General features: G+C 36.5%; 24 protein-coding genes. 18 read left to right on the forward strand and 6 right to left on the reverse strand.

Translation table 11 applies throughout. The features are described 5' to 3' along the window. The first annotated feature begins 170 nt into the window (after window positions 1–170). Both K412_RS0111190 and larE read left to right on the forward strand, forming a co-directional pair. Entirely contained in the window at window positions 171–2,339 is a 2,169-nt protein-coding gene (locus tag K412_RS0111190) for a DNA topoisomerase III (RefSeq protein ID WP_024833195.1), read from the forward strand. Between the two features lie 79 nt (window positions 2,340–2,418). Further along, window positions 2,419–3,228, forward strand: coding sequence for an ATP-dependent sacrificial sulfur transferase LarE (larE, locus tag K412_RS0111195; RefSeq protein WP_024833196.1), 810 nt, complete (start codon window positions 2,419–2,421; stop codon window positions 3,226–3,228). Window positions 3,229–3,296: 68 nt separating this feature from the next. On the opposite strand, the gene K412_RS0111200 is transcribed toward larE, so the two are convergent. Beyond that, window positions 3,297–3,743 carry an RrF2 family transcriptional regulator gene (locus K412_RS0111200; RefSeq protein WP_024833197.1) on the reverse strand — a complete coding sequence of 149 codons (447 nt, stop codon included), beginning with the start codon at window positions 3,741–3,743 and terminating at the stop codon, window positions 3,297–3,299. A gap of 231 nt (window positions 3,744–3,974) precedes the next feature. On the opposite strand from K412_RS0111200, the gene K412_RS0111205 reads away from it, so the two are divergent. Genes K412_RS0111205 through K412_RS0111215 form a run of 3 tightly spaced genes read left to right on the forward strand, consistent with a single transcriptional unit; the run spans window position 3,975 to window position 6,493 of the window. After that, window positions 3,975–4,991, forward strand: a complete 1,017-nt coding sequence (locus K412_RS0111205) for a methionine ABC transporter ATP-binding protein (RefSeq protein WP_024833198.1) — start codon at window positions 3,975–3,977, stop codon at window positions 4,989–4,991. Next, a complete protein-coding gene (locus K412_RS0111210; protein ID WP_024833199.1) occupies window positions 4,981–5,646 on the forward strand; it encodes a methionine ABC transporter permease in 666 nt (221 codons plus the stop codon). The genes K412_RS0111205 and K412_RS0111210 overlap by 11 nt, the downstream gene beginning before the upstream one ends. 37 nt (window positions 5,647–5,683) lie before the next feature. After that, window positions 5,684–6,493, forward strand: a complete 810-nt coding sequence (locus K412_RS0111215) for a MetQ/NlpA family ABC transporter substrate-binding protein (RefSeq protein WP_024833200.1) — start codon at window positions 5,684–5,686, stop codon at window positions 6,491–6,493. Window positions 6,494–6,832: 339 nt separating this feature from the next. Here K412_RS0111215 and K412_RS0111225 read toward each other — a convergent pair whose 3' ends face one another. From K412_RS0111225 to K412_RS0111245, 5 genes are all read right to left on the reverse strand, one after another. Beyond that, window positions 6,833–7,822: an ABC transporter substrate-binding protein gene (locus K412_RS0111225; protein WP_024833201.1), complete on the reverse strand. Its 990-nt coding sequence runs from the start codon at window positions 7,820–7,822 to the stop codon at window positions 6,833–6,835. A gap of 38 nt (window positions 7,823–7,860) precedes the next feature. Beyond that, window positions 7,861–8,679, reverse strand: a complete 819-nt coding sequence (locus tag K412_RS0111230; protein WP_024833202.1) for an ABC transporter permease — start codon at window positions 8,677–8,679, stop codon at window positions 7,861–7,863. Further along, complete coding sequence (locus tag K412_RS0111235; RefSeq protein ID WP_024833203.1) at window positions 8,672–9,442, reverse strand: ABC transporter ATP-binding protein; 771 nt, start codon at window positions 9,440–9,442, stop codon at window positions 8,672–8,674. The genes K412_RS0111230 and K412_RS0111235 overlap by 8 nt, the downstream gene beginning before the upstream one ends. Window positions 9,443–9,670: 228 nt before the next feature. Continuing rightward, window positions 9,671–10,567: a polysaccharide deacetylase family protein gene (locus K412_RS0111240; protein WP_024833204.1), complete on the reverse strand. Its 897-nt coding sequence runs from the start codon at window positions 10,565–10,567 to the stop codon at window positions 9,671–9,673. A gap of 27 nt (window positions 10,568–10,594) precedes the next feature. Next, window positions 10,595–11,632, reverse strand: a complete 1,038-nt coding sequence (locus K412_RS0111245) for a M23 family metallopeptidase (RefSeq protein WP_024833205.1) — start codon at window positions 11,630–11,632, stop codon at window positions 10,595–10,597. A 228-nt stretch (window positions 11,633–11,860) separates the two neighbouring features. Here K412_RS0111245 and K412_RS0111250 point away from each other — a divergent pair, with 228 nt between their 5' ends. The 13 genes from K412_RS0111250 to K412_RS0111310 all read left to right on the forward strand — a co-directional run bounded on the left by K412_RS0111250 (window position 11,861) and on the right by K412_RS0111310 (window position 25,317). After that, window positions 11,861–12,733, forward strand: coding sequence for an amino acid ABC transporter substrate-binding protein (locus K412_RS0111250; RefSeq protein WP_024833206.1), 873 nt, complete (start codon window positions 11,861–11,863; stop codon window positions 12,731–12,733). A gap of 208 nt (window positions 12,734–12,941) precedes the next feature. Then, entirely contained in the window at window positions 12,942–13,574 is a 633-nt protein-coding gene (locus K412_RS0111255) for an amino acid ABC transporter permease (protein ID WP_024833207.1), read from the forward strand. 28 nt (window positions 13,575–13,602) lie between these two features. Next, window positions 13,603–14,364, forward strand: a complete 762-nt coding sequence (locus tag K412_RS0111260; protein WP_024833208.1) for an amino acid ABC transporter ATP-binding protein — start codon at window positions 13,603–13,605, stop codon at window positions 14,362–14,364. 212 nt (window positions 14,365–14,576) lie between these two features. Beyond that, on the forward strand, window positions 14,577–15,116 hold the full coding sequence (locus tag K412_RS0111265) for a helix-turn-helix domain-containing protein (protein ID WP_024833209.1): 540 nt from the start codon (window positions 14,577–14,579) through the stop codon (window positions 15,114–15,116). Between the two features lie 14 nt (window positions 15,117–15,130). Then, the gene (potA, locus tag K412_RS0111270) at window positions 15,131–16,177 is read left to right on the forward strand and encodes a spermidine/putrescine ABC transporter ATP-binding protein (protein WP_024833210.1); all 1,047 of its coding nucleotides are present in this window, start codon (window positions 15,131–15,133) and stop codon (window positions 16,175–16,177) included. A 2-nt stretch (window positions 16,178–16,179) separates the two neighbouring features. Next, complete coding sequence (locus K412_RS0111275) at window positions 16,180–17,007, forward strand: ABC transporter permease (RefSeq protein WP_034847455.1); 828 nt, start codon at window positions 16,180–16,182, stop codon at window positions 17,005–17,007. Continuing rightward, window positions 17,001–17,822, forward strand: coding sequence for an ABC transporter permease (locus K412_RS0111280; RefSeq protein ID WP_024833212.1), 822 nt, complete (start codon window positions 17,001–17,003; stop codon window positions 17,820–17,822). Before K412_RS0111275 ends, K412_RS0111280 begins: the two co-directional genes overlap by 7 nt. A gap of 1 nt (window position 17,823) precedes the next feature. Next, the gene (locus K412_RS0111285) at window positions 17,824–18,873 is read left to right on the forward strand and encodes an ABC transporter substrate-binding protein (RefSeq protein ID WP_024833213.1); all 1,050 of its coding nucleotides are present in this window, start codon (window positions 17,824–17,826) and stop codon (window positions 18,871–18,873) included. 188 nt (window positions 18,874–19,061) lie between these two features. After that, window positions 19,062–19,646 (forward strand): rubrerythrin, encoded by a 585-nt coding sequence (rbr, locus tag K412_RS0111290; protein WP_024833214.1) that lies wholly within the window; start codon window positions 19,062–19,064, stop codon window positions 19,644–19,646. A 193-nt stretch (window positions 19,647–19,839) separates the two neighbouring features. After that, a complete protein-coding gene (locus K412_RS0111295; RefSeq protein WP_024833215.1) occupies window positions 19,840–21,039 on the forward strand; it encodes an iron-containing alcohol dehydrogenase in 1,200 nt (399 codons plus the stop codon). Between the two features lie 376 nt (window positions 21,040–21,415). Then, a complete protein-coding gene (locus tag K412_RS0111300) occupies window positions 21,416–23,413 on the forward strand; it encodes an oxidoreductase (protein ID WP_024833216.1) in 1,998 nt (665 codons plus the stop codon). A 100-nt stretch (window positions 23,414–23,513) separates the two neighbouring features. Beyond that, window positions 23,514–23,933: a DUF3237 family protein gene (locus tag K412_RS0111305; protein WP_024833217.1), complete on the forward strand. Its 420-nt coding sequence runs from the start codon at window positions 23,514–23,516 to the stop codon at window positions 23,931–23,933. A 373-nt stretch (window positions 23,934–24,306) separates the two neighbouring features. Beyond that, window positions 24,307–25,317, forward strand: a complete 1,011-nt coding sequence (locus K412_RS0111310; RefSeq protein WP_051461025.1) for a phage baseplate protein — start codon at window positions 24,307–24,309, stop codon at window positions 25,315–25,317. The last annotated feature ends 37 nt before the right edge of the window (window positions 25,318–25,354 follow it).

Below are 25,354 nucleotides of genomic sequence, written 5' to 3' on the forward strand. Positions count from 1 at the left end.
TATGTACAAATTATATCATAAATACAGATTTTTATCAATAAAAAATTACCATTGCATTTGACTGAAATGTGACTATCGATTATAACTGAATTGAATAAAACCATACATTTATTTATAATATAATGATAAAGTACAGCCATAAAATAGGTATACGAGGAGAATAGTTTAATATGGGTTTTACATTAGTACTAGCAGAAAAACCTTCGGTGGCAAGAGACTTGGCAAAAGTTTTAAACTGCGGACAAAATGCCAATGGATATATAATGGGAAAAAAATATATAGTAACCTGGGCTTTGGGCCATCTTGTTACACTTGCAGACCCAGAGGCTTATGGTAGTAAGTACAAGACATGGAATTTAGAAGACCTGCCAATGCTTCCAAACAAAATGGAACTGGTAGTAATAAAGCAGACTGCAAAACAGTATGGCATAGTTAAAAGCCTTTTGAACAGGAAGGATGTTGATGAACTTGTTATAGCTACTGATTCTGGGCGAGAAGGAGAACTTGTTGCCAGATGGATTATAATGAAGGCTGGGTTTAAGAAGCCTATAAAACGTCTATGGATATCTTCACAGACAGACAAAGCCATAAAAGAAGGTTTTGCAAAATTAAGGCCTTCCAAAGAATATGACAACCTGTATTACTCGGCACAAAGCAGGGCAGAAGCCGACTGGTTGGTGGGACTTAATGTTACAAGGGCATTGACCTGTAAATACAATGCACAGTTGTCAGCGGGAAGAGTGCAGACACCTACTCTTGCCATGATTGTAGAAAGAGAAGAGGAAATTCGTAAGTTCAGACCAAAAGACTACTGGACTATTTCCGCACAATTTAACGGATTTACGGTTCAGTGGCAGGATAGCAAAACTAACCAAACCAGAACTTTTAACAAAGAAGAGGCAGATAGAATAGTAGCAAAAATAACAGGGCAAATGGGTGAAGTAGTTGAGGTGAAAAAAGAAACCAAGAAAGAATTGCCTCCATTGGCCTATGACCTGACAGAGCTGCAAAGAGATGCAAACAAAAAATTCTCATATTCAGCCAAACAAACCCTGAACATAATGCAGCGCCTTTATGAGTCACACAAGCTGGTTACGTACCCAAGAACAGATTCAAGGTACATAACAGATGACATTGTACCAACTTTGAATGAACGCTTGAAAAGCATAGCAGTAGGCCCATATGCAAAGCTTGTGCAGGGGGTTATGAGAAACAAAATAAGTGTTACAAAAAGGTTTGTGGACAACAGTAAGGTTTCAGACCACCATGCAATTATACCAACAGAGCAATTTGTTGATTTGTCCTCTTTAAATTCAGAAGAGAGAAATATATATGACCTTATAGTCAAGAGATTTATAGCAGTACTTAGCCAGCCTTTTGAATATGAACAGACTACGGTAAAGCTTAATATATCAGGAGAAAGCTTCTATGCAAAAGGAAAGATAGTCAGGTCATCTGGCTGGAAAACTGTATATGACGGTTTTGGAAAGCTTGATGAAGATAGTGATGAAGATGACAATGACCAGTCATTACCGGATATTCAAAAAGGGCACAAGGCAAAAGTTATTGAACCTAAAGCAATAAACGGGAAAACTAAGCCCCCTGCAAGATATACCGAGGCAACTTTACTTTCAGCAATGGAACGTCCAGGTAAGTTTGTTGACAATAAAGAATTAAAGGAGGCTTTGGAAAGTAGCAGCGGACTTGGTACACCTGCCACTAGGGCAGATATTATCGAAAAGCTTTTTAATACGTTTTATATTGAAAGAAGAGGAAAGGAAATATATCCTACATCAAAAGGAACACAACTTATTTCTCTGGTGCCGGCTGACTTGAAATCTCCTGAGCTTACAGCAAAGTGGGAGCAGCAGCTTACCTTAATAAGTAAAGGAAAGGTTAATTCAGCTGCATTTATAGGGGAAATGAAGAATTATGCAAAAAAACTGGTGGGAGCAGTTATAGCAAGCTCGGAGCAGTTTAAACATGATAATGTAATAAGGGAAAAATGTCCCGAGTGTGGGAAATACCTTTTAGAAGTAAATGGCAAGAAGGGGAAAATGCACATCTGCCCTGATAGAGAATGTGGCTATAGAAAATCTGTAACCCTAATATCAAATGCAAGATGTCCTGAATGTCACAAGAAGATGGAAATTAGGGGAGAGGGAGAGAATAAATCCTTCTACTGTTCATGTGGATACAGGGAGAAGCTGGAGGCATTTAAAAAGCGTAAGAGTCAACAGGTGGATAAAAAGGATGTTGCAAAATTTATGAGGCAACAGGATAAGAATCAAAGTATAAATTCAGCTCTTGCCGATGCATTAGCCAAGTGGAAGAAATAATTGACACAAATAATTGATTATTGTATTATCATTATAATTTATATAGGATAACTAGGAATAAGGCTTCTGGGAGGAATTTATGAGCGTATTTGATAAACTTGATTTTCTGAAAACCAACATAAAATCATTGGGAAGTGCTGCTGTAGCTTTTTCTGGCGGTGTGGATTCTTCCTTTTTATTAAAGGTAGCATTTGATGTACTTGGAAAAGATGTTGTAGCAGTAACGGCACATTCTTCTACATATCCTGAAAGAGAAATGAATGAAGCAAAGGAATTTGCTGCAAGCTACGGTATAAGGCATAGGATAATCCATTCTGAGGAACTGGATGTTGAAGGATTTTCAGATAATCCGGTTAACCGATGCTATTTATGTAAAAACGAGTTATATGATAAAATTCAGGCGGTTGCAAAAGAAGAAAATGTAAAATATATTCTGGAAGGCTCTAACCATGATGACCTTGGGGATTACCGTCCAGGACTTAAGGCAGTAAGTGAACATGGTGTCCTTAGCCCACTAAAGGATGCTCTGCTTACAAAGGACGAAATACGTTTTCTTTCAAAGGAAATGGGCCTTAATACATGGGATAAACCTGCATTTGCATGCCTTTCCTCCAGATTTCCATATGGGGAGAAAATAACTCACCAAAGGCTTAGAATGATAGACAGAGCGGAACAGCTACTTATGGACTTGGGCTTTAAACAGGTGAGAGTAAGGTTCCATGGTGATATAGCAAGAATAGAAGTAGGACAGGAACAGTTCCTTAAATTTATTGATAGCGAAATAAGAGAAAAGGTTTATTCTGAATTCAAAAAAATAGGCTTTATGTATACTGCTTTAGATTTAAAAGGTTATAGAACAGGCAGTATGAATGAAGGATTAAAGTTATAAAGAACATGTTGGTACACTGCTGCAATAATTAATATATACAGCAGGATTTTTGCAGCAGTAAACCAAATTTAAATATAAAACATAAAGGAATCTTCTTCCTGGTTTCTTTCAGCTTCATCAACAAGATCACTAAGTGTAGTATTCTTTAGGACTTCGGAAATTGATTCATCAATTTTATTCCATACCAGGTTAGTTATTGAGCTCTCAATCCCCTCAGCCTGCTGGGAAACAGAACGCTCGGTCTTCTCAAACAGACTTATTTCAACTGCTTGCAAGATATCATAAGCAGTAATCTTTTCTGGTGATTTAGCTAATTGATAACCACCCTGAGACCCCTTGACTGAAGTAACAAGCTTGGATCTTTTCAAAAGCGAAAATACCTGTTCAAGGTATATTTTCGATATTCCAAGTTTTTCTGAAATACTTATTACGGTTACAAAATCACCGCTTTTGCCTAATTGTGCAACACATATCATGGATGCCATACCGTATCTGCCTTTTGAAGAAATTCGCATATTTACCTCCGATTTCATACTAATTATATATGTTTTATTGAACCACATACTTTATAATGTGTCAATATTTTTAGTTTTTATTCACATTTATTCCAATATGATACAATAAGAATAGTTAAAATAAACATTGACAATATTAGAAACAGACATTATACTAAATAAAAACAATAGAATACATATATGAATTATATGAATAGTATGTATATATACTAACAGGTAGGTGAATATATGATGGACAGCAAGCCTGTAATTGAGATAGAGGGATTAACAAAAATATTTTCAGGAGAAACAAGAGAGGTTAAGGCTCTTGAAAATATAAATCTTACAATAAACCGAGGCGATATTTTTGGAATAATCGGAATGAGTGGAGCAGGAAAAAGCACTCTAGTCAGGTGTATTAACTACCTTGAAAAGCCCACAAGCGGAAGGGTGGCAGTAGATGGGGTAGATTTGGCAAGCCTCAATGAAAAGGAATTGAGAAAGGTTCGCCAGTCTATGGGGATGATATTCCAACAATTCAATCTACTGATGCAGCGTACCGCAATAGAGAACATAACATTTCCTCTTGAAATATCAGGTATAGATAAAAAAGATGCTTTAAAGCGTGCAAAAGAGTTGCTAAACCTTGTTGATTTGGCAGACAAGGCCGAGGCTTATCCGTCCCAACTGTCTGGTGGACAAAAACAGAGAGTTGCTATAGCCAGGGCATTATCAACAAACCCTAAAGTTTTATTGTGCGATGAGGCTACATCTGCACTTGACCCAAACACAACAAAATCAATCCTTTCACTGCTAAAAGATATAAACAGTAGACTGGGAATAACCATAGTAATAATTACTCATGAAATGAGCGTAGTTGAACAGATATGCTCACATGTGGCAATCATTGATAAAAGTGGGATTGCAGAGCAGGGAAAGGTATCAGAGGTCTTCTCACATCCTAAGACACCTGCAGCTCAAAGATTGGTTTATCCAAATGGCAATAAAAACGAAAGAAAAATAGGAAGCCGCTGCTTAAGAATAGTATTTGATGGAAGTTCTTCTTATGAGCCTGTTATAGCCAGAATGATATTGGATTGCGGAGCACCTGTTAATATAATGTTTGCGGATATGCGTGACATTGAGGGGAAAGCATTCGGACAGATGGTTATACAACTTCCAGAGGACCCACTGACATCAGAAAAAATCATTAATTACCTGAAAGAAAGAAATCTGGCAGTAGAGGAGGTTTTTGATCATGTGGGATAGTTCAACATGGCTAATGCTTGGAAAAGGTATTCTTGAAACAGTTTATATGACATTGTTTTCTACATTAGCAGCCTATGTGATAGGCCTTCCCATGGGAGTACTCCTTGTTACAAGCGAAAACAGCGGAATTTTTCCTATGCCCAAGCTAAACAAGGTTCTGAACGTAATAGTGAACCTGCTTCGTTCAATTCCTTTTCTAATTTTATTAATAGCCGTAATGCCATTAACAAGATTATTAGTGGGAAGTACCATCGGCTCAACTGCTACCGTAGTACCCCTTGTAATAGCGGCAGCGCCTTTTATTGCAAGACTTGTGGAGTCATCCCTTCAGGAGATTGATAAAGGTGTTATAGAAGCTGCTGTTTCAATGGGCTGTAGCCCGTTTCAGATAATCTATAAGGTAATGCTGCCTGAATCCGTACCATCCCTTATTACAGGGGCGGCAATAGCAACCACAACAATACTCGGCTACTCTGCAATGGCAGGAATAGTGGGTGGAGGAGGACTAGGTGATATTGCAATACGCTATGGCCTTTACAGGTATCAAAATGACATAATGTTTATCACTGTTGCACTGCTTGTTATTATTGTTCAGATAGCGCAGGAAGTAGGAACAGGAATAGCAAGAAAGCGTGATAAGAGAAAACAAAGTTAATATATTTTTAATTTAATATAAACAAGGAGGTAGCAAAATGAAGAAAAAATTACTTGCATTATTACTAACAACGGTATTTGCAGTCTCAGGTATATTGTCAGGCTGCGGATCCCAGTCTAAAAAACTTGTGGTTGGAGCATCGCCTACACCACATGCGGAGATACTCAAAGAGATTCAAAGTGTGCTAAAGGACAAAGGATATGAACTTGAAATAAAAGAATTTACTGACTTTGTCCAACCCAATCTTGCATTACAGGACAAAACTCTGGATGCAAACTATTTCCAACATAAGCCGTACATGGAAAATTTCAATGAAGAAAACAATACACAATTAGTATCTGCAGCAGAAATCCATTACGAGCCATTGGGAATATATCCTGGAAAGGTGAAGTCACTTGATGCTATTCCTGAGGGGGCAACTATTGCAGTTCCAAACGACACTACAAATGAAGCAAGAGCACTTTTACTTCTGGAAACTGCCGGGCTGATAAAGGTAAATCCTGATTCAGGGCTGAAGGCAACAGTTAAGGATATTACGGAAAACCCAAAGAATATTAAAATTAAAGAACTGGAAGCAGCTCAGCTGGCAAGAACTCTACCTGATGTGGATGTGGCAGTTATAAACGGAAATTATGCATTACAGGCAGGTTTCAATGTTGCAACTGATGCTCTTGCCAAAGAGGAATCTGATTCTGTAGCGGCAAAGACATATGCAAATATACTTGCTATACGTGAAGGTGACGAGAACAGAGAGGACATAAAAGCATTGGTAGATGCGCTAAAAAGTGAAAAGGTTAAGAAATTTATAGAGGAAAAGTACAAGGGAGCAGTTGTTCCACTATTCTAATTTATAAATAAAATAGCGGTATAATATAGGGGTTGTCACAAAATTAATTTTTATCTTTTTAACATTACGCAAGTGCAAATCGTATCAATGGAAGCTTGGTTAAAGATATTTGCAGATGTTTATCGGCGAAGTAAGGATGTTTTACCGAAAAACCTACACGATGTGGATTTTAGCGACACCATGAATCATGGACGATGAATGTGAGCGACGGTAAAATATCCAAAGCTGAGCCGCCAGAAGCTCTTGCAAATATCTTGGAAGCAATCATTGATACAATTTTATACGGGAGTACGGTGTTAAAGCAGAAAAATTTTTGTGACAACCCCTGTTATATAAAACCTACTTAGTTGCCTTGTCGGCGTAAGTGTTTACAACTACCTTGTCATAGGGGGCTTTTTCCTTTAGCTCTCCTGCCTTATTCATTACAGTCTGGAGCAGCTCGAAAGATTCCTTTTTCATTGATGGTTCCTTACACCAAGCATCAATTTTCTTATACCTTTCAGCTACAACCGTCAAAAGCTCTGTATCGGTATCAGGAAAGGAAGGTTTCAGCACTTCCGCAATTTCTTTTGGAGAATGGGTATCTACCCATACTTGGCCTTTGTAAATAGCATCTGTAAACTTCTGAATTACATCCTTATTTTTTTCAATAAAACTTTTTTTGGCGAAATATGCTGTGTAAGGTATTTCACCGCTTTCTTGCCCTAAGGAAGCCAGTATGTAACCTTTTCCTTCTTTCTCCAGAGATGATGCAACAGGTTCAAACAAAGTTACATAGTCGCCTTTACCACCGGTAAATGCACCTGCCATAAGCGCAAACTGTATACTTGTATCAACATTTACATCTACTCCGGGAACATGCCCATTTTTATTCAATACATACTCAAGAGTCATTTCGGGAACTCCGCCTTTTCTTCCACCTATAATATTCTTACCTTTAAGATCGCTCCACTTAAAATCAGGTTCGGGTTTTCTTCCTACAAGAAAGGAACCGTCTCTTTTAGTTACCTGGGCAAAAACCTGCGCGTAGTCAGCTTTTCCCTCATTATATACATAAATGCTTGCTTCGGGGCCTGCAAGGCCTATATCGCATTGTCCTGACAAAACTGCTGTCATAACTTTGTCGGCGCCTTGACCGTTCTGAAGCTCAATTTCCAACCCTGCATCCTTAAAAAAACCTTTATTCAACGCAACATACTGTGGAGCATAAAAGACAGAATGTGTTACTTCGCTTAACTTTACTTTAGTTAGACCACCATTACCACCACAGGATGGCAGTACAAAAACAGTGCATATCAATATAGCTAGTAAAATAATTAATTTCTTCATACATAACTCCCCTTTCTTTTATTAAACTTAGATTAATATCAGATATGTTTTCTTATAAGAATTTTTTGAAGAAAAACAACACCCTGATACATGATACCTGCAGCAATGCATAATATAATAACGCTTGCCATAACCAGGTCTAGCTTGAAAACCTGACCGCCATATACTATGAGATAACCAAGTCCTGATTTTGAAACCAGAAATTCACCAACAATTACCCCTACCCATGAAAGACCAACATTTACTTTTAACGAGTTGATTATTACAGGAAGGTTCGCAGGGAAAACAACTTTTGTGAATACCTGAAATCTGCTGGCACCAAAGGTTTTAACCAGCTTTATCTGGTCTTCGTCGGTTGCCATGAATCCATTGAGAACCTCCAGAATAGATACAATAATAGATATAGCAAGGGCAATAATGATAATTGAAGTAGTCCCTGCTCCGAACCAAACAATGAAAATAGGTCCAAGAGCTATCTTTGGAAGGCTGTTTAGAATCACGAGATACGGTTCAAGGACCTTTGATAAAAACTCTGACCACCAAAGTACCACAGCAATTAACGTACCAAACACTGTACCGGCTGCAAAGCCTACAACGGTTTCTAAGCATGTAATACCAATGTGGTGAAGTAATTGCCCTTCTTTATAAAGATTGATTATGGTATTAACAATACGTGACGGTTGGCTTGTAATAAAGGAGTCTACAATATTGAGCCTTGCAAGTATCTCCCACTGTGCCAAAAACACTACAAGTATAACTATTTGTGTCACAAGGACAGATACTTTCCGTCGCTTCCTGGATTTAAGATACTCAAGCCTTTCCGGAGATAAATTCCTTTCTTGTTTATGGTTAAACATGCACATCTAGCTCCTTCCATATTAAATTAAAATAGTGTCTGAATTCTGGAGCTTCACGGCTGTTAAAAGGGGTTCTTACATCATTACAGGTTAACGATATGTTGTGCTCACTTTTTATAGACGATGGTCTCCCTGTAAGAACAAAAATTCTGTCAGCCATACTTATACTTTCAGCTATGTCATGGGTAACCATAATTGCAGTTTTATTTTCTTTCTTGATAATATAATATATATCTTCTGTTACTGCTAGTCTGGTCTGGTAATCCAAAGCAGAAAATGCTTCATCTAAAAGAAGTATTTCGGGTCTTAAGGCCAGGGTTCTAATCAAGGCAGCACGCTGCCGCATTCCGCCTGACAGCTGAGAAGGATATTTATCTTTAAACTCACTGAGTCCATATGTATCAAGAAGATTATAAACATATTCTTTGTTTTCAGGGGTAAGGGCTTTCTTAATATTAAGCCCCAGCATAACATTCTCAAGTATAGTACTCCATTCAAAGAGAAAATCCTTTTGAAGCATATAACCTACCTGCTGCAAACATTCATTGTTAAGACCACCATTTATGACAATTTTGCCGTAAGAGGGTTTGACAAGTCCTGCTATAATCGATAAGAGCGTCGACTTGCCGCAGCCACTGGGTCCTACAATGCAAATAAATTCCCCCTTGGAAATATTCATACTGATGTCAGCTATGGCAGGGATTTCACCATTTGGTGATTGATAATTCATTCCAATGTTTTTAATTTCAACTATGTATGACAAAATAGACACCTCCCGCCATTTGTATTAATTTATATACAAACTCTTAATACAGTATATTGACATAATCCTGAAATGGTTAAAGATTTATATAAAATTAAAAACGCATAAACCAAGAAGGTCCATGCGTTAAAGTGATTTTATATTCCAACAAACGGGAAAAGCAGATTAGATAAAATCTAGATGTGACTGTTACCCGCAATCATTATACACCACTGAAGAGATAGGTATCTAAGGGCAGAAGTTTTTAAAGAAACTTTCTGTAGAAACTCCATGAGGTCGATTTTTTCTCTTTAAGCCGAAAAGAATATCTTTTTTATTTTTATTAATGATATTTACACCTTCAGCACAAGTCAAAGTTGCCTTAAAACCCATTTCCTTTAAAATAGGAATTGAATCATTGCAGATATAGCCAAAAGGATATGTAAAGGTATTTGGCTCAACACCTGCAAGTTCCTTTAGTTTTTGCTGAAGAAGACCAACATCCGATAATAAAAGGTCCTTGTAGGCTTCTATAGATTCGTTCTTGTTCTTTTTTGCTCCCAATCTGTTTTTATTATATTTGTGAAGATTATATGTATGATTTTGTATTTCATAGATACCTGAGTCATTCATATTTTTAATTTGCTCCCATGTTACGTAGGAATACTGAACGTTGTTTTCGGGTATTTTGGTAGATGCTTCGGTAAACTCTCCAACAACAGATATTACAGCTTTCATATTGTAGTTTTTGAGAATAGGTGTGGCATATATATAATTATTATAGTATCCGTCATCAAATGTGAGCATAACAGGCTTAGAAGGAAGTTCCCCATCATTGTATACATAATTTATAAGGTCAGTCATTGTTATAGAAGTATATCCGTGGTCTTTAAGATATTTAATATCACTTTCCAGCTCCTTGGGAGTAATTACAAATTTGCCTAAATCTTTGGATTTTGGAATTGTCCCGTGATACATTACTATGGGTAATCTAATTCCGTTATATTTTCCCAAGCCTTCAAGTGCATCATCAAAAACGCTGATTGCAGAAGAGAAAATAAGAGTCAAAGGTAGTATTAGAATTAAAATAACTGCTAAAACAAGTAGAATATATTTAATTAATCTTTTATTAAACAATTCATACATAAAAAGCCTCCAGTTTATATTGAACTTTTAAAAGTGGTAATTCATATTTGGCTCAATAATATCATAAGTACGGTAAAAATCACGGGTCTCATCGTCCTTTGTTACTGCCGAACGATTTTTTTGAAGAAGGTTTATAATGTTGTATACATCAATCCAGATTTCATTATTACTCTCTTTTTGGGATTCATCAAAAATAAGCTGCATACCAAAATGAAGATGAGGTGTGGTAATATTGTTAACATTTTCACGTGTGCTGTAACCTGTCATTCCAAGATATCCTATAACATCTCCGGCTTTAACAATCTTACCCTCATAGAGATCCCCATGAAATGGTCTGTCTTTTCTTAAATGTGCATAATAATAATATCTTTTCTGGTCAAAACTACGGATACCTATTCTCCAGCCTCCGTACATATTCCAGCCCATTACCTCTACAATACCGGATTCCACCGCTATAATAGGGGTTCCTATAGAGCCCATGAGATCGTTGCCCAAGTGCTTTCTGGAAAAGCCAAAAGAACGGCTGTTACCAAAATCGTCGTAATGACTAAAACTGTATCCTTTGGCAATAGGGGAAAAGACCTTTAAACCGTACTTTTTCTGCCAGATTTTTTTTTCACTGTTATCAGGGTCTTTTACCTGAATGTCGTATTCACCTACAAAATTACCAAGGATAGCATCATATGCCTGATAAAAATAGTTATAGTGTTTCATTTTTGAAGTGAGTTCTTCCATTGTATGACCTTGATTTAGCTTGTCGGCAAGTTCGTCCAAATCCTTTGCTTTATACTTCTTGAAGTTTCCGCCGTATTTGGTAGCAATATATGCAAGCATTTCAACCCAGTGAAGTTGAACAGGTTTATCATGGGATTTTACGTCCATACTTAATGCCTTTTCCATTGCTTCATAGGGTACATTATATTCAACCCATTTTATGTAGCCCTCGTTACTTACCGATAATACCTGACCTGTGTTATCCCTTAATAATATTGCAGTTGACCCGGCAAGGATACAAATTATTAAACCGAAACACATTATTATTTTAAAGAACTTGGTTCTAGACAAATAAACTCACCTCTTAACCGTTTAATGAAAGACAAGTATCTACTATTTAAATCTATGCAGTACAAACCCAACATATCCTAGCAATTTATTTTCAGTTAATAAATTCCAAATTAAATTTATTAACTTATAACTTTACTTTATTAAAGTTATGAAGTAGAATAATATGTAGAAGAAAATCGAAATAGAGAGAAAAAGAGAACATTAATTTATTTGAAGGGATTGGTTTTTGTGAAAAAAGGTAGGATAATCAAGGCTTTGGTCAGCGTGATGGCATTGTCGTTTTTAATTGCAGGTTGCGGGACTCCGGGAGAATCTTCAAAGAGTTCAAGTACAGCTAGTGAAAGCACAACTGCTTCAAGCACCACTGCGGCTGTAGATCAGTCATGGGACAAGGTAAAGGAAAAGGGTGAGCTTGTGCTGGGCTTGGATGAGAGTTTTCCTCCTATGGGATTCAGAGATGAAGATAATAATATCGTAGGATATGATATAGACCTTGCAAAGGAAGTTGCAGCACGTTTAGGTGTTAAACTTACACTTCAGCCCATTAACTGGGATTCAAAGGACCAGGAATTGAACACTGGAAACATAGATTGTATATGGAATGGTTTTTCTATTAGCGAAAAAAGAAAACAAAATATACTGTTTTCAGACCCTTACATGAAAAACAATCAGGTGGTTGTTGTAATGGCTGATTCAAAGTACAACACTCTGGCAGACCTGAAAGGAAAGACAGTTTCACTTCAGGCACAATCAAGCGCTGCTGATGCAATAGATAAGAATAAAGATTTTAAAAGTTCTCTTAAAGATGTAGTAGAACTCAAGGACAACACATTGTGTCTCATGGATCTGAAAACTGGTAATACTGACGGAGTTGTAATGGATGAAGTAGTAGCAAGGTATCAGATTAAGATAAATAATGGGAAATATAGGATAATAGATGAATCTTTGGCTGTTGAGGAGTATGGTATTGGTTTCAGAAAAGGTGACGTTAAACTGATGACACAGGTAAATGACACCCTAAAAGCAATGGCTAAAGACGGTAAGATAACTGAAATATCAAACAAATGGTTTGGTAAGGATATATCTATTATAGAAAAGTAATTTTAAAGGTTACAATAAAAATGAATGATAAGTGAAACTTTTAAGGGCTGATACCTCATATATCGGCCCTTTTTTCAGGCGAATAGTTGAAAAATAGCAGCAAATAATGCATTATAAGTGTAGAAAATTGTACTATTGTAATATAAAATAGATAAGTATGGGTGTTGGCCCGGTTTGGTTAATGATTTTAGGGAGAGGGGATTTATCAGTGAAGCTGGTATTGTTGTTATTGGAAGGAATGGTAGTTTCTTTGCAAATATTTGCATTAACGCTTATTTTTGCAATACCATTAGGGCTTATTATATCCTTTGGTAGAAAATCAAAAAACATAATTATTAGCGGCATTACAAGTATTTATATTTCCATAATGAGAGGAACGCCATTAATACTGCAACTACTGGTTGTATATTTTGCACCATCCTATGTTTTTGACGCTAAAGTGGGCAGATTTACTGCTGCTGTTATTGCATTTGTACTTAACTATGCGGCTTACTTTGCTGAAATATTCAGAGGTGGAATTGAGTCTATTCCGAAAGGGCAGTATGAAGCAGGAGAAGTTCTAGGCTTTACAAAACTGCAGGTGTTTTTTAAGATAATTTTGCCTCAAGTTATAAAAAGGGTATTGCCGCCTATTAGCAATGAAGTAATAACTCTTGTAAAGGATACTGCACTTGTATCAACAATCGCTGTGGAAGAAATGTTTAGAGTAGCCCAAAATGCTTCCAGCAGGATATCCTCGGTACAGCCCTTGTTTGTTGCCGGAGCCTTCTATTATGTAATGAATCTTGTTGTGGCTCAGGCCTTTTCATTTGCAGAGAAAAAGCTTAATTATTATAGATAGTTAAAAGGGATTTATCCGGAGGGAATGTATGGAAATGATAAGAGCAAAAGATATATATAAAAGCTTTGACGGTAATGTAGTACTTTCAGGAATCTCATTTGAGGTTAATAAAGGTGAGGTTGTTGCAATAATAGGCCCATCGGGGTCTGGGAAAAGCACACTGCTCAGATGTATTAATCTTTTGGAAAAAGTAGATATGGGTGAAATTTTTGTAGAGAATGACGAAATGGTTTCTACAAATGCACATGGCAGGGCTGTCTACGCAGACAAAAAGAAGCTGAGGGAGATACGTTTGAAAATAGGTCTTGTATTTCAAAACTTCAATCTTTTTCCTCATTATAGTGTTTTAAACAACATTATAGCAGCTCCTGTAAGCGTTGCAGGAGTGAGCAAGACTGAGGCCAAAAAAGCAGCAATGGAATTGCTTGTAAAAATGGGGCTAGAAGATAAAGCAGATGCATATCCGTGTAACCTATCAGGAGGTCAGTGTCAGAGAGTAGCTATAGCAAGGGCACTTGCCCTGAAACCTGAAGTTTTGTTCTTTGATGAGCCAACATCTGCTCTTGATCCCCAGCTTACAAACGAAGTGCTTAAAGTTATCAGACAGCTTGCTGAAGAACATATGACAATGGTGGTTGTAACCCACGAAATGAATTTTGCACGAGAAGTTGCGGATAGGGTAATTTTTATGGATGGCGGAGTTATTGTAGAAGAAGGGAAGCCTGAGGATATATTTGAAAATCCCAAAAAAGAAAGAACTAGAGCATTTATAAGGGGTTTCGCCGGATAAAAAAATATGTAAATTTGTGTAAAGCAGTTGCACATTCTAAAATGTGTAACTGCTTTTTTATGGATAAAAAGTTAGCATTTTAAGTGCATGTTGTATATTTATGCAAAAAAACCAAAGATTTTATTGACACTGATAATATAATATGATATACATTTATTTGTTGTTTAATTAGAGTAAACAAAAAGTTTACTTATGCTAAATGAGGAACATAAATGAAAATCGGTGAAAAAATAAAACAGCTAAGAGTTAAAAATGGTCTTACACAGGAAGAACTTGCCGGAAGGTGCGAATTGTCAAAAGGCTTTATATCACAGCTTGAGAGGGATTTGACTTCTCCTTCTATTGCAACCCTGATAGATATCCTTGAATCACTTGGAACTAATATAAAAGACTTCTTTAATGAATCTGTTAACGAGAAGGTTGTTTTTAAAAAAGATGACGTTTTTACAAAAGAAGACAAGGATTCGGGTTATATAATACACTGGCTTGTTTCGAATGCCCAGAAGAACACCATGGAGCCTATTCTCATAAAATTGGAGCCGGGAGGCAGTTCGGAGCTTGACAATCCCCATGATGGTGAAGAATTCGGATATGTTATCAGCGGGGGAGTGACAGTTTTTCTGGGGACTCAAAAGTACAAGGTGAAAAAAGGTGAATGTTTTTACTTTAAACCTGTCAAAACCCATAAAATAGTTAATTCAGTCAAAAGTCAGTCTGTTATCCTATGGGTATCATCACCGCCTAGTTTTTAAAATGGAGGAAAATAATGAGCGAAAATAAACCAATTATATTACTACAGAATGTTAAAAAAAGTTTTGATGATATGCAGGTTCTAAACAATATCAATTTGTACATTTTAAAAAATGAGTTCATTACCTTTCTTGGGCCAAGCGGATGCGGAAAAACAACTACACTTAGAATAATAGGTGGGTTTGAAAAGCCTGATAGTGGAGATGTTTTTTTTGAAGGCAAAAGGATAAATGATCTTCCTCCATATCAAAGAAAGGTCAATACAGTATTTCAGAAATATGCACTTTTCCCTCATATGAATGTATATGAAAATATAGCATTTGGACTGAAAATCAAAAAATTGGACAAAGTAACAATAAACAAGAAAGTTGATGAGATGCTAGAGCTTGTAAATCTTAAAGGCTTTCAGAAAAGATCGGTGGATTCCTTGTCAGGTGGACAGCAGCAGAGAGTTGCAATAGCCAGGGCACTTGTAAACCAGCCGGAGGTTTTGTTGCTTGACGAGCCACTTGGGGCATTGGATTTAAAACTTCGTAAAGAGATGCAGATAGAGCTGAAAAATATACACAAACAAACGGGTATAACCTTTGTATATGTTACCCATGACCAGGAAGAAGCTCTTACAATGTCTGACACAATAGTGGTTATGAATGCAGGCAGTATACAGCAAATAGGTACTCCTCAAATGATTTACAACGAGCCTAAGAATGCGTTTGTAGCTGATTTTATAGGTGAGAGCAATATTATAAAAGGAAAGATGATAAAGGATTTCACTGTTGAATTTGCAAACAGGGTCTTTGAGTGCCTCGACAAAGGCTTTTCAGAGAATGAGGAAATAGATGTAGTAGTGCGACCTGAGGATATCAAACTTGTCAGTGAAAATAAAGGAATGATATCAGGTATGGTAAAGTCAGTTACCTTTAAAGGAGTTCATTATGAAATGCTTGTGGAAGGGCAGGATTACGTCTGGACAGTCCACAGCACCCAGATGGAAGAGACTGGGAAAAAGGTAGGTATGGTAATGAACCCAAATGATATTCATATTATGAAAAGGATGGGCTGATAATGAAAAAGAAGTGGTTGTCTTATCCATACCTTGTATGGATGGCTATATTTATAATTATACCTTCATTGCTAATTCTTTTTTATGGATTTACAGTAAAGGATGAGCAGGGATTCAGGTTTTCACTGCAAAATTTTTATAGATTTTGTGACCCTATATTTTTTGGTGTTTTATTTAAGTCACTCTGGCTGGCACTTTTAAGTACCTTTGTGTGTCTTATAGTAGGGTATCCAGTTGCACTTATACTTGCCAGTAAGGAGTACAGTAAAAAGACTACCATGTCCTTACTTTTTATAATACCCATGTGGATGAACTTTCTGCTTCGTACATATGCATGGCTAACATTGCTGGAAAAAAACGGAATAATAAACTCCATACTGTCGTTTTTCCATCTCCCAACCATTAATATATTGTACACAAATGGGGCTGTAATACTTGGTATGGTTTATAATTTTCTTCCGTTTATGATTTTGCCTATATATACAGTGCTAATGAAAATAGACAACAAGTTGGTAGAGGCTGCACAGGATTTGGGAGGAAACTGGGTTACGGTTTTCAGAAGAGTAATTCTCCCTCTTAGCTTGCCAGGAGTTATGTCAGGACTGACTATGGTATTTATGCCGGCAGTTACAACCTTTGTAATATCAAAGCTTCTAGGAGGTGCACAGTATACCCTTATAGGAAATCTCATTGAGAGACAGTTCCTGACGGTGTATGATTGGAATTTTGGTGCGACTATTTCAATAATAATGATGATATTCATATTAATAAGCATAGCAATTATGTCCAGATTTGATGAGGACAAGGGAGGAGGGGCAGCACTATGGTAAAAAAGATAATAATGAAGTCATACTTAGGTCTAATACTGCTTTTTATGTATTTACCCATAGTAGTTTTGATTGCCTTTTCCTTTAATAAATCCAAGTCCCGAGGTAACTGGACCGGCTTTACTTTAAAATGGTATGGGGAGTTGTTTAGAAATTCCCAGATAAAGGATGCTCTTTACAATACGATTGTCATAGCATTGCTTTCTTCGATAATTGCCGTTGTAATAGGAACATTGGCGGCAATAGGAATACATAGTATGAAGAAGGCAAAAAAGACTGCTGTAATGAATCTGACTTATTTGCCTGTTCTGAATCCGGACATTGTTACCGGGGTTTCTCTTATGTTGATGTTTGTATTCATAGGTACGTTTGTCAAAATGCAAATGGGCTTTTTTACAATGCTTCTTGCACATGTGACATTTAATATACCATATGTTATTTTATCTGTTTTGCCAAAGTTGAAGCAAATGAATTCAAATTTGTATGAGGCGGCTTTGGATTTAGGTGCAAGTTCATCATATGCACTTAGAAAAGTAATAATACCCGAAATAATGCCGGGGATTGTATCGGGATTTCTTATGGCAATAACCCTCTCAATAGATGATTTTGTCATAAGCTACTTTACTACAGGTTCAGGAGTTTCAAATCTGTCCATTACCATATATTCAATGGCAAGAACAGGTGTAAAACCAACAATTAATGCATTATCTACTCTTATGTTTGGCGGCGTACTGCTTCTACTTTTTATAATAAATATACGTTCAGACAGAGAGGAAAAGAAAAGGAAGTCAATTAAAACTGGTGGCATGGAGGTTTAAAATGAGAAGAATATTATCTGGTATTTTAGCAGCAGTTGTGGTTGCTGGTAGTGTAGCATTAACAGGTTGCGGAGGGGCTTCAAGTGATAAAGTAACCTTAAAGGTTTACAACTGGGGAGATTACATCGGGGAGGATGTGATTCAGAAATTTGAGGATAAATTCAACATAAACGTTGTTTATGATATATTCCCTACTAATGAAGAAATGTATGTAAAGCTTAAAGCCGGTGGAAGTGATTATGATGTTGCCATTCCATCAGACTATATGATAAAGAAAATGATAAAAGAAGGTTTGGTTAAGAAAATAAATCTTAATAATATACCAAACTACAAGTATATTGAAGAAAAGTTCAAGAATCTTTCTTTCGACCCCAATAATGAGTACTCGGTTCCTTATATGTGGGGGACTGTAGGTATTATTTACAATAAAACAATGGTTAAGGAACCTGTGGACAGCTGGAATATACTATGGGACAAGAAATATGACAAACAGATATTCATGCTTGACAGCCAAAGAGATTCTATAGCAGTTGCATTAAAGAAACTTGGTTATTCCCTTAACACTAAAAACAAAGATGAACTCGAAAAAGCCAAGAACGAATTAATAAAACAGAAAGATATTGTACAGGCCTATGTTGGAGACGAAGTCAAGGATAAGATGATAATGGGAGAAGGAGCATTGGCTGTAGTCTGGTCAGGAGATGCAGTATACATGAAGAGTCAGAACAAAGATTTGGACTATGTAATTCCTAAGGAAGGTAGCAATTTGTGGTTTGACTCTATGGTAATACCAAGTACAGCAAAGCACCAGAAGGAAGCTGAGGAGTTTATAAACTTTATGTGTGATACTGAAATTGCACTTGAAAATACCAACTATATTGGATACTCAACTCCACAAACTGAAGCAAAGAAAAAGCTTGACCCTGCGTTGTTAAAGGACATTGCAGCATATCCAACTGATGAACAGATAAAAGACTGCGAGGTTTTCGTTGATTTGGATGCCTCTATCAAGGATTATGATAAGATATGGACTGAGATTACTTCAAAATAAATAAACTTTTTTTAAGTATAAAAACCCTATGGACAGACTGTGAAATAAGTCGAACCATAGGGTTTTGCTTTATGTAATTAGTTGCCTTATCTATAATGTTGGTAGATTAAATATGTTTTTGGATAATTTGCATAAATTACTTTTCAGAGGAAACAATATACATTAAATTCTATTATAGGAGGATATCTATGGGAAAGTTATCAGGAACAAGAACTTCTGAAAACCTTGCAAGAGCTTTTGCGGGGGAATCACAGGCAAAAAATAGGTATACATTTTACGCAAAGTATGCCAAGAAAGAGGGCCATACTATTATCGAACAGGAGTTTACAAAAATATTAAAAAACGAGGAGGCTCACGCAAAGGTATTCTATGATTTATTGATTAATGGATTGGGGCCTGGCGAGAATAATGTTAATGTAAACGGGGGATACCCATTTGAACTGGGAGATACACTTGCAAACCTTAAAGCAGCTGCTGAAGGTGAGCATGAAGAAAATTCAAAAGCATATCCTGCCTTTGCTGATGTTGCCAAGGAAGAGGGTTTTCCCCAAGTAGAGGCTGCTTTTAGAATGATAGCAAAAATCGAAGGGGAACATGAGAAAAAATTCAAACAGTTGGCAGCTGAACTTGAAAATCAGACATTATATAAAAAGACTGCACCTGTTAAGTGGATTTGTACCAACTGCGGACACATACATGAGGGTACGGAAGCACCAGGAATTTGTCCTGTATGTAAACATCCTCAGGGTTGGTTTGAAGTACTAAACCAATAATAAAGGAAAACGGTTGATATATTGATAAAATTATGTAATCCTCTATTAGATGAAGATAAAATACGCAGACAGAGAAAAAGTATGTTTAAATATAGAAAATCATTGTTGTTTTTTTAACAATGTAGTTTTATATTAATGACATAGGGTATAAAGTTAGTAGGTAAATAAATTAAAATAAATGGAGGGTAAAGTTATGTGGGAAAATAAAATTGACATTAACCAAGTAGTAGAAATTAGGGCTAAAACAACAACCTTTTTTGGTGTAGGGGCTATCAACAAGATGGCGGATGTTGCAGCAAACTTGTCCGGAAGAGGTATAACAAAAGTTATAGTTATGACGGGGAAAAGTTCACATATTAAAACAGGTGCATGGGACGTAACAAAGAAAGCCCTTGAAGATAATGGAATCAAGTACTTATTATATAGTAAAGTTACTCCCAACCCAACAGTTGATCATGTAGACGAAGCAACTGCAGAAGCAAAAGCATTTGGTGCTGAGGCTGTTATTGCAATAGGCGGAGGAAGCCCTATTGATGCAGCTAAGAGTGTTGCAATACTTTTGGCTTATCCTGAAAAGAATGCAACAGAGCTTTATGAATTAAAGTTTGCTCCTGATAAGGCAGTTCCGGTTATTGCTATAAACCTTACTCATGGAACAGGTACTGAAGTTGACAGATTTGCAGTTGTTAGTATTCCGGCTAAAGAATATAAGCCTGCAATAGCATATGATTGCATTTATCCTTTGTTTGCTATTGACGACCCTGCATTAATGACAAAGTTACCGACTGAACAAACAATATATGTATCAGTTGACGCTATAAATCATGTTGTTGAGGCTTCAACAACCGTAGTAACAAATCCTTTGGCTATTCTTCTGGCAAAGGAAACAATAAGACTGGTTGCAAAATATTTACCTATCGCAATAAAGGAACCTGAAAATCTGACTGCAAGATATTATCTTTTATATGCTTCATTGATAGCAGGAACTTCCTTTGACAACGGCTTGCTGCATTATACACATGCGCTGGAACATCCATTAAGTGCCGTAAAACCTGACCTTGCACATGGACTTGGACTGGCAATGCTGCTGCCAGCGGTTGTAAAGGAAATTTATCCAGCTTCAGGAGAAGTCCTGGCAGAGATTTTTGAGCCGATTCTTCCAGGATTGAAGGGCTCAGCAGATGAAGCTGATAAGGTGTATGCAGGCCTTAGAAGTTGGATAGAGAGTGTAGGTGTTAAGTCACATTTGAGAGATGAAGGGTTTGACGACAGTGTTGTTGACAAACTTGTAAACCTTGCATTTGAGACACCGAGTCTTGATGGACTGCTGGGTATTGCACCTGTTAAGGCAACCAAGGAATCAGTAAGAAATATTTATGTTAACTCACTTTAAAAAAGTATAAAATAACTTAATTATTAATAAAACAGCAGTTGTATTTTTTACAGCTGCTGTTTTGATTTTATGTAACATTTCGGCAGAAATGAGCTATGAAAAATATACATATTCTTTTATTAATAGGTAATTTTACTTTAATATAGGAACTTTACTTTATATATGATATAAGTATACAATTATTTATATAAATCATTCAAAATATTTGTTATAAAATCTATTGAAAAAGGATATGATGTTATGTTAACAACTATCATTAATAATGAGATCTTGTCTGAAGTATTTATCAATCAATATATAAATCTTAAAAACATTTTAAGCAACATAATATAAATTTACATAATAAAAATAATTTAAGTAAGGTTGGGGAATTTCTATGCTAAAAAAGTATGAAAAGTTATTCGAAACCATCAAAATTGGTTCTGTAGAAATGAAAAACCGGTTTGCCATGGCTCCTATGGGGCCGTTAGGTTTGGCAGATGCAGAGGGCGGTTTCAATCAGCGTGGAATCGACTACTATACTGCTCGTGCCAAAGGTGGTACAGGATTGATTATTACCGGAGTTACATTTGTAGATAATGAGATTGAAGAACATGGAATGCCAAATGTCCCATGTTCTACTCACAATTCGGTACACTTTGTCCGTACTGCTAGAGAGATGACAGAACGCATTCACGCATACGATGCAAAGATATTTTTACAACTTAGCGGAGGCTTCGGTAGAGTAACAATTCCAACAAATCTGGGTGAATATCCTCCTGTTGCACCTTCACCAATTAAACACAGGTGGTTGGACAAAACTTGTCGTGAATTGACTGTGGAGGAGATAAAATCAATAATTAAGAAATTCGGAGACGGGGCCTATAACGCAAAACGTGCAGGGTTTGACGGAGTTCAGATTCATGCTGTACACGAAGGCTACCTTATTGATCAGTTTGCAATTTCTTTTTTCAACCACCGTACAGACGAATATGGAGGATGTCTTGAGAACAGGCTTAGATTTGCCAGAGAAATTGTTGAAGAGATTAAAATGAGATGCGGAGAGGACTTCCCTGTTACATTGAGATTCAGTCCTAAGAGCTTTATTAAGGATTGGTGTGAAGGAGCTTTGCCGGGAGAAGAGTTTGAGGAAAAAGGAAGAGATATACCGGAAGGTATCGAAGCGGCAAAATTACTGGTTTCCTATGGGTATGATGCTCTTGACGTAGATGTAGGTTCTTATGATTCCTGGTGGTGGAGTCATCCTCCAATGTATCAGGAAAAAGGGCTATATATACCCTTTGCTAAAATTGTAAAAGAGGCTGTAAATGTTCCTGTTTTGTGTGCAGGGCGTATGGATAATCCTGATCTGGCGCTAAAAGCTATTGATGATGGCGCCTGTGATATTATCAGTCTTGGCCGTCCTTTGCTAGCTGATCCAGATTTAGTGAATAAACTTAGAGCAGGTAAACTAAAATCCATAAGACCTTGTCTGTCCTGCCAAGAAGGATGTATGGGGCGTATTCAAGAATATTCTGCTTTAAACTGTGCTGTAAACCCTGAAGCGTGTAGAGAAACAATACATGGCTTGACTCCAGCTTTAAAAAGTAAAACAGTACTTATAGTAGGTGGAGGAGTTGCAGGTTGTGAAGCAGCCAGGGTTCTGGCACTTCGTGGTCACAAGCCGGTTGTGTACGAAAAACGCAGTCGACTTGGTGGTAATTTGTTACCCGGAGGAGCGCCTGACTTTAAAGAAGATGATCTTTTGTTGGTGGCTTGGTATGAAGAAACTCTTAAAGAACTTGGTGTAAAGGTGAATTGTAATACAGAATTAACTGCGGAGATTATAAAAAACAGTGATGCAGATACAGTTATAATTGCCACAGGTTCAAAACCCAAGATATTCAATTTGGGTGAACATAATAAGGTTTTTACAGCAGAAGATGTTCTGCTTGAAAAAGAAGAATCAGGCAATGAAGTAATTGTTGTGGGAGGTGGGTTGGTTGGCTGTGAGCTTGCACTCTGGCTTGCAGAAAAAGGCAAAAAAGTTACTATTGTAGAAATACAAAACAAACTTCTTGCATTAAACGGCCCTCTGTGTCATGCAAATTCAGAGATGTTGGAAAGATTAGTACCATATAAGGGCATTGAAGTACTTACTTCCTCAAAGATAATAAAGACAACTGAAAAAGGTGCTTTGGTAGATGTTTCTGGAGATATCAGAGAGATTTGTGCCGACAGTGTAGTTTTAGCAGTAGGCTACAATTCTGAACGGACTATTTATGAGCAGATTAAATATGATATTGACGATATTCATTTGATAGGGGATGCACGTAAGGTAGCTAACATAATGTACGCTATTTGGGATGCCTATGAAGTTGCCAGAAACATATAGGTTTTAAATGTAGATTAGCATGGATGAGCTTTCCTTATCATAAATGGAGACAATGATAAGATGGGACAAGCTATGAATTTATAAGCTAAGGAGAAATCATATGAATTTTGAAGAAATATTAACAGTAAACGTTAAAATAGAAAGTGCAATTGATTTAAAAAACGATAATGGTGATTCAGTTGTAATGATTTCTTTCACAGGCAGTGCAGACGGAAAATATTTTGAAGGACAAGTTCTTCCTGGAGGGATTGATACTCAAATTATTGGAAAGTTTGACGACAGACATACCTTGTCCGCAAGATATATGCTTGAGGGGAAGGATTACACAGGTGAGTCCTGCAAAATTTTCATAGAGAATAACGGCCACATGGGCAAAAATCTGCAAGGTATTTTGTTCAGAACTTATCCAAAGATAATAACAAATAGTAAGGCTTTAGATTTTCTAAACCATGATATTTTAGTAGGGGAAGGCTTCCCTGCTGAGGATGGAGTAAAAATAGTAATATATAGGGCAATATAGGGATACAGCTTTACATAAAAAGAACTATGCATTATTTATGCATAGTTCTTTTTATGTTGTATTAAGCTTTGTACTATGTGAAATAACAGTGAGTCCAGGCCGAATACTATGGATGCCTATATTGCTGCACTATCGCAATTTATTTTTTCAATTTGCAACTAAACATAAGGACAAAAAAAGTAATTACTAATTTACATATTTTAACAAATTTTTAAAAAAATGTATGATATCATTGGGTTATAAAAAAATAAGGAGGGTTTGATTGTGAAGAAAAAATTAAGGAGTTAATTGCAAATGGATTAATTGTAGTGGGTGCTCCAACTTTCGAAAATTTGTGAATAATAATTAAATTATTTTTTATGGAGGTAATAAGATGTTTAATGAAAATATTAACGTGTATCAAACACAAGTATCATGTCATAAAAATAGACTAATAAAAAGATTAATTTCCGTTGCCCTCTCAGTTCTTATTTTGGCAATGTCTGTTTTACCCATATTTGCGGCATCTCCGTCTAAAACTGTTAACGCTTCTGCAACACTTGCATATAATATCAAGGGTCTTAAGCACAACTTGGCAGTTCAAAAATTTTACATTGCTTCAACATATCTTTACGTAACTCAAAGATCTGGGGGAACAGTCTATCTTTCAAGGTGTCTTATGAATGGAAGTGATGCTACATATCTTGATGAAATGACACTCACCAACTGTGGTCATGGACAAACCCTAGATATGTATACATACAATAATATAAATTATCTCTATGTTAGTTCAAAGGCTGACCCATCAACCACGTATTACTGGTCCCTTCAGGTAGCCAGACTTCAATATAAGGCTGGTGCAACATATGATTATACGGATCTTCATCGATTCACTTACATGAATTATGCAAATAAGACTGGCTCGAGTTTGGGTACAACATACCGTGTTGATGGTGGAGGAAATAGTACCTACACTGTTTTCAGAGTGCAAACTACATCAGGGACAGTTACCTACTCAATTTATAACACCGCAGCATTAAACAAACTACTTGACAACAATGAACAGGTGCAAATGAATAGTTCAGCGGCGGTAAATGCCTGTGTTGCTAGTTTTACACAATCAGGAGACTCTATTGTCAGGCCAAACTCATCCTTCCAGGGTATTGATATGATTGATAATACAAAAATATATGTAACAGGAGGGGCAGAAGGAGATACTCCAAAGATTGCTTTGATGTCAAACACAGGAGCATATAAAACCCTTGTAAATATTACAAATGTAGGGAGCCATGAAATAGAGGGTGTACAAACCAAAGATGGTAGAGTTTATTTTAATATAGTTTCAGACCCAACGAATAAAAAAGATACACAAAAAATTTATTATGTTTCTGATGGAATATTTTAATAATTTTCCAAATATAAAACTTTAGTATTAATATATA

Source organism: Ruminiclostridium josui JCM 17888 (assembly GCF_000526495.1).
GTDB classification, from domain to species: domain Bacteria; phylum Bacillota; class Clostridia; order Acetivibrionales; family DSM-1351; genus Ruminiclostridium; species Ruminiclostridium josui.

Excerpts from the sequence above, each read along its gene's own strand:
- K412_RS0111305 (WP_024833217.1), top strand. The coding sequence starts at position 23,514 with ATGAATTTTGAAGAAATATTAACAGTAAACGTTAAAATAGAAAGTGCA.
- K412_RS0111205 (WP_024833198.1), top strand. The coding sequence starts at position 3,975 with ATGGACAGCAAGCCTGTAATTGAGATAGAGGGATTAACAAAAATATTT.
- K412_RS0111285 (WP_024833213.1), top strand. The coding sequence starts at position 17,824 with ATGAGAAGAATATTATCTGGTATTTTAGCAGCAGTTGTGGTTGCTGGT.
- K412_RS0111200 (WP_024833197.1), bottom strand. The coding sequence starts at position 3,743 with ATGCGAATTTCTTCAAAAGGCAGATACGGTATGGCATCCATGATATGT.
- K412_RS0111215 (WP_024833200.1), top strand. The coding sequence starts at position 5,684 with ATGAAGAAAAAATTACTTGCATTATTACTAACAACGGTATTTGCAGTC.
- K412_RS0111275 (WP_034847455.1), top strand. The coding sequence starts at position 16,180 with ATGAAAAAGAAGTGGTTGTCTTATCCATACCTTGTATGGATGGCTATA.
- K412_RS0111260 (WP_024833208.1), top strand. The coding sequence starts at position 13,603 with ATGGAAATGATAAGAGCAAAAGATATATATAAAAGCTTTGACGGTAAT.
- K412_RS0111210 (WP_024833199.1), top strand. The coding sequence starts at position 4,981 with ATGTGGGATAGTTCAACATGGCTAATGCTTGGAAAAGGTATTCTTGAA.
- K412_RS0111190 (WP_024833195.1), top strand. The coding sequence starts at position 171 with ATGGGTTTTACATTAGTACTAGCAGAAAAACCTTCGGTGGCAAGAGAC.
- K412_RS0111265 (WP_024833209.1), top strand. The coding sequence starts at position 14,577 with ATGAAAATCGGTGAAAAAATAAAACAGCTAAGAGTTAAAAATGGTCTT.
- K412_RS0111300 (WP_024833216.1), top strand. The coding sequence starts at position 21,416 with ATGCTAAAAAAGTATGAAAAGTTATTCGAAACCATCAAAATTGGTTCT.
- potA (WP_024833210.1), top strand. The coding sequence starts at position 15,131 with ATGAGCGAAAATAAACCAATTATATTACTACAGAATGTTAAAAAAAGT.
- K412_RS0111310 (WP_051461025.1), top strand. The coding sequence starts at position 24,307 with ATGTTTAATGAAAATATTAACGTGTATCAAACACAAGTATCATGTCAT.
- K412_RS0111225 (WP_024833201.1), bottom strand. The coding sequence starts at position 7,822 with ATGAAGAAATTAATTATTTTACTAGCTATATTGATATGCACTGTTTTT.
- K412_RS0111240 (WP_024833204.1), bottom strand. The coding sequence starts at position 10,567 with ATGTATGAATTGTTTAATAAAAGATTAATTAAATATATTCTACTTGTT.
- K412_RS0111230 (WP_024833202.1), bottom strand. The coding sequence starts at position 8,679 with ATGTTTAACCATAAACAAGAAAGGAATTTATCTCCGGAAAGGCTTGAG.
- K412_RS0111280 (WP_024833212.1), top strand. The coding sequence starts at position 17,001 with ATGGTAAAAAAGATAATAATGAAGTCATACTTAGGTCTAATACTGCTT.
- rbr (WP_024833214.1), top strand. The coding sequence starts at position 19,062 with ATGGGAAAGTTATCAGGAACAAGAACTTCTGAAAACCTTGCAAGAGCT.
- larE (WP_024833196.1), top strand. The coding sequence starts at position 2,419 with ATGAGCGTATTTGATAAACTTGATTTTCTGAAAACCAACATAAAATCA.
- K412_RS0111295 (WP_024833215.1), top strand. The coding sequence starts at position 19,840 with ATGTGGGAAAATAAAATTGACATTAACCAAGTAGTAGAAATTAGGGCT.